We start from the raw sequence: 2,751 nt of genomic DNA, 5'->3' as shown, positions 1-2,751 counted from the left end.
CGTCCAACTCCACCGCATCGCCCCAACAACGACCGGCGAGGACGCTCCATTTCGAGGTTTTTCAGCAGACTGCTAGGTCGCGCAAAATCAAGTATTGAAGGAGGGTGGACTTGCCGGCGCCCGGCGGCGCAACAATCCACTGGTGCTCGAAGCGCGTCTTTGCCGGAATGCAAAAGGGCACCGGGCAGAGAATGAGTTCAAGGAAAGGGGTGTCGTGCAAATAGGTCTCTACGAGCTCGACCGGACCAAGATCGGAGTGGTCGGCTTCGACGAGTGGCTTGCGCGGTTTCTCATCATTCGGGGAGACGCCCGAGGCGAGGCATACATTTCTGTACAGGCGGTCTTGCAGGGTTGAAAACAGACCTGCTTCCGCACTCTCCCGCTGACAGATGGTCGCTATCAGGCGGGCGATGAGATCGCCCGGATTGCGTAGAAGGCACGCCAAAGGAACAGTGAGCGGCCTATCTTCCGTGGTGTTCTGTAGGTTCGGCAGGGCCGAGACGACTCCGCCAAACAGCCCGACGAGCGTATCGATGAGTAGCTCGGCGACACGCTCGTTGTTGGCAAGAAAATGCTGTTTAGCGCGCAGATAGTGGCGAAGATCAACATGCTCTTTTAGAGAAAGCACGCCAGCATTCAGATCGACTTCGGGAAACGAAAAGATCGTGGTCTCAAGCGCGAGCATTTCTTGCTGGCACTGGTCGAGCGCCTTTAGCAGCGCAGGTAATGTCGGTAGATCGACGATCTCTCCGACCCGCTCGGTCACTAAACTGTTGACGTGCCCGAGGGCATCAGGATCGGCCCATAGGGAACCTAAATGCGTGGTGCGCACCTCGTCATAGAGCGCGACCGTCTCAGCCAGATCACGTGCCCGCTCGTCCGTGAAGCGCCGCAGGAACGGGGTGAAAGGAGAGGGGCGTTCGTATCTTGGGATCTTAGAACTCAATGACCTCCTCCCGTCCGTCGAAGGTCTGCGCCGTCTCGAGATATGCCTTCAGGTTCTTGCAGGCGTTGAGAATAGCCGCTTCAGCGCCAAGCAGCTCATCGAGATCCTTACATTCGATGTGCTGGCCGCTCGTCAAGCTTTCGACCGTGATCCGAAGCGAAAGCGACATCATGGCAGCGCTCGCAATGCCGCGAGCGCTTTTCCAAAGCGAGCGGCCAACAGTGCTGCTCGCGCCCTCATCGAAATGACCGTATGCGGCCTCGCCGTGCTTCTTGCGCGCTTCGCTATCGTATACGACGAGCTTTCCAAGACCGTACTTACTCACCAGTCCTGTTTCATCAGGCGTGAGATCGGTACGTGCATCGAGGGCAAAGATAACCTTGCTGCCCAGTATGCCGCCCGTGCGCTGTGAGCGCTTGAGCTTTAGTTGCATGGAGTGACCTCCTCTGCAAAAAAAGAAAGTATGCACGCTTGAGACGCAGAAAACCAGAGGCTCCCGTAGAGCTATTCCGCTCCTCTCAGGCTTGCTTTCCAAAGCTCTCCGCTTCTTGGGACTCGCGGCGCTGAAGCTTGTCCTCCTGGTGAAGAGATTGATGAGGCTCGGACGAAGTCTGAGATGGATCAATCTCGCATAAGAGGAGGAACGCATGCGCCGCTTTCGCGCGCCGTTGTGCGTCAGCACAACGCAAGTCGCACGGATGAATTGGCTTTTTCATTTACGCATGCTGCTCCAGGCCGGCGCATAGCGACCGTTCACCCCGCCTTACCTTAAAGGCGGGGCGTACGGCGGGGCATAAGGAGGCGGTCGATGGTAGAGCGCTAGAAGGAAGGGCTGGCTTTGGAGGGCCAGCCCCGCTCCTACTTCTTCGGAGCGTCGGCAGGTTTGGCTGTTGCGCGAGCTTCAAGCCACTCGATGATCTCATGCAGCCACCATACCGGCGGGCTGTTTCTGTGTCGGCCGAGTTTGAAAAACTGCGGTGCCTCTCCAGAAGTGCAAAGCCGAAACCAGTGTGTACGGCTGTAGGGAATTCCAAGTGCCTTAAGTCCACGCCAGTTGACCACTTCCTTACCAGTCATCGCTGAGCTCCTTGTTTGGAGCCGTCGCGACGGCTGTTAGTCAGCCGACGTGCAATTCGTAGCAGAATTCAACATCTCGCTCCTACGCCAATAAACGTCAAAGAAACTGTCGTATTGCCGTGCACCATTTGAGCCGGTGCCCTTGCCCGAATGACCACTTCTGAAGGTCGTCTCGGGCGCGACCACGATGCCATTAGCGTCCTTCACCACGAACGAGTCCGGGTGCGGCCGATCCGCGGACTTTGGCGGTGGGACGGTCCGCCCTCAGTCGAGAACAAAACTGGAACATGAATTAAGGCCGTGGTAAGGTGTATCTTCCTGAGAGTAGAATCAGGGGTTGCACGGAACCCAATGGAACCCCACATGCAGCGTTTGGAGGAGAAACGGCTCACTAGGTGTTGGGGGGGGGCCACAAATGGCCGACTTTTACGAACTCGATTTCCTGCCAGTGCACACGTCGAAAAGCGGTGATTGTATCTGCATTCGGTATCAGGTCGGAGACCAGTGGTACCTCCATGTGGTTGACGGTGGCTACACAGCTACCGCTCCGGACCTCGCCGCCCATATCAAAAAATACTTCAACACCGACTTCATCAACCACGTCGTCGTCACCCATCCCGACCAGGATCATGCTGAGGGCCTTGCCCCAATTGTCAAACGCCATCCGGAACTGCCCCCTTTGCGTCGTGAAGAACTGCCCCCACCATCGGGATTATGATCTCGGTTGA

General features: G+C 57.0%; 4 protein-coding genes. 1 reads left to right on the top strand and 3 read right to left on the bottom strand.

Going from position 1 to position 2,751, the window contains the following annotated elements:
- Positions 1–61: 61 nt before the first annotated feature.
- The 3 genes from AC5ZFO_RS47615 to AC5ZFO_RS47605 all read right to left on the bottom strand — a co-directional run bounded on the left by AC5ZFO_RS47615 (position 62) and on the right by AC5ZFO_RS47605 (position 2,023).
- Entirely contained in the window at positions 62–946 is an 885-nt protein-coding gene (locus AC5ZFO_RS47615) for a hypothetical protein (RefSeq protein WP_496124217.1), read from the bottom strand.
- Positions 936–1,379 carry a hypothetical protein gene (locus AC5ZFO_RS47610; protein ID WP_496124216.1) on the bottom strand — a complete coding sequence of 148 codons (444 nt, stop codon included), beginning with the start codon at positions 1,377–1,379 and terminating at the stop codon, positions 936–938. Before AC5ZFO_RS47610 ends, AC5ZFO_RS47615 begins: the two co-directional genes overlap by 11 nt.
- A 425-nt stretch (positions 1,380–1,804) precedes the next feature.
- A complete protein-coding gene (locus tag AC5ZFO_RS47605; RefSeq protein WP_496124215.1) occupies positions 1,805–2,023 on the bottom strand; it encodes a helix-turn-helix transcriptional regulator in 219 nt (72 codons plus the stop codon).
- Positions 2,024–2,438: 415 nt separating this feature from the next.
- Here AC5ZFO_RS47605 and AC5ZFO_RS47600 point away from each other — a divergent pair, with 415 nt between their 5' ends.
- Complete coding sequence (locus AC5ZFO_RS47600) at positions 2,439–2,741, top strand: MBL fold metallo-hydrolase (RefSeq protein WP_496124214.1); 303 nt, start codon at positions 2,439–2,441, stop codon at positions 2,739–2,741.
- The last annotated feature ends 10 nt before the right edge of the window (positions 2,742–2,751 follow it).

The organism is Bradyrhizobium sp. Unk1, assembly GCF_059512345.1.
The sequence above is the reverse complement of the archived record's forward strand: the minus strand, read 5'-3'. Positions and strand labels throughout refer to the sequence as shown.

What these genes read in the sequence shown, in the direction of transcription:
- AC5ZFO_RS47610 (WP_496124216.1), bottom strand. Translation starts at nt 1,379, where the DNA reads ATGCAACTAAAGCTCAAGCGCTCACAGCGCACGGGCGGCATACTGGGC.
- AC5ZFO_RS47605 (WP_496124215.1), bottom strand. Translation starts at nt 2,023, where the DNA reads ATGACTGGTAAGGAAGTGGTCAACTGGCGTGGACTTAAGGCACTTGGA.
- AC5ZFO_RS47600 (WP_496124214.1), top strand. Translation starts at nt 2,439, where the DNA reads ATGGCCGACTTTTACGAACTCGATTTCCTGCCAGTGCACACGTCGAAA.